The organism is Stappia sp. TSB10GB4, from assembly GCF_900185745.1.
Taxonomy (GTDB): Bacteria; Pseudomonadota; Alphaproteobacteria; order Rhizobiales; family Stappiaceae; genus Stappia.
Genome location: NZ_FYAV01000045.1, coordinates 1 through 910 on the forward strand (window position 1 = coordinate 1; position 910 = coordinate 910).

General features: G+C 63.4%; 1 protein-coding gene. It reads left to right on the forward strand.

Going from position 1 to position 910, the window contains the following annotated elements:
• Positions 1-65 precede the first annotated feature (65 nt).
• Positions 66-893, forward strand: coding sequence for an IS5 family transposase (locus TSB10GB4_RS10335; protein ID WP_186395694.1), 828 nt, complete (start codon positions 66-68; stop codon positions 891-893).
• Positions 894-910 lie beyond the last annotated feature (17 nt).

A 910-nucleotide genomic window follows, 5' to 3' on the forward strand; every position in this document is an offset into this window, starting at 1 on the left:
AGAGGCCGTTTGGAAAATCGCGGACAGGGGTTTTTCGTTGAGGCGCTTTGTGATTCAAGCTCTGAATGTGGACAGAGCAGAGTCGTGGCCGGATGGCCAAGATCGCCAAGAAGACCAAGCGCTACCCGTGTGACCTGACGGACGAGGAATGGGATCGGATCGCCCCGCTGATGCCCAAGCCCGGGCGTCGCGGCCGTCCGCGCGAGGTTGATTTCCGGGAGGTGATCAACGCCGTGCGCTACCTGGTGCGCTCCGGTTGCGGCTGGCGGATGCTGCCGGTTCATTTCGGACCCTGGCAGACGGTCTACGGCTGGTTCCGCGAGTTGGCGCGGCGCTTTCTGTTCCAGACCATCCACGACGTGACATTGATGCTGGATCGTGAGCGGGCCGGTCGCGAGGCCAGCCCGACGGCCGGCGTGATCGACAGCCAATCGGTGAAGGCGCCGGCCCCTGGCGCGCATAGGGGCTATGACGCGGGCAAGAAGATCGTCGGCCGCAAGCGCCACATCGCGGTCGATACGGATGGGCGGCTGTTGATGGTCAACCTGACGCCGGCCGACATCTCCGACAGCGCCGGCGCCCAGGCCATTCTCGACGGCATCCGCAAGCGCTGGCCCTGGGTGAAGCACCTGTTCGCCGATGCCGCCTATGATCGGCTCAAGCTCATGGACAAGGCCGCCTATCTCGACTTCGTCATCGAGATCATCCGCCGATCCGACGACCAAAAGGGCTTCCAAGTTTTGCCCCGTCGCTGGGTCGTCGAGCGCACCTTCGGCTGGATGACCCGATGGCGACGCCTCGTGCGCGACTATGAGCAGCGCATCGACGTCTCTCATGCCATGATCCTCGTCGCCATGGGCGGAAACCTGCTACGCAGAACAGCTCATCCCTGATTTTCCAAACGGACTCT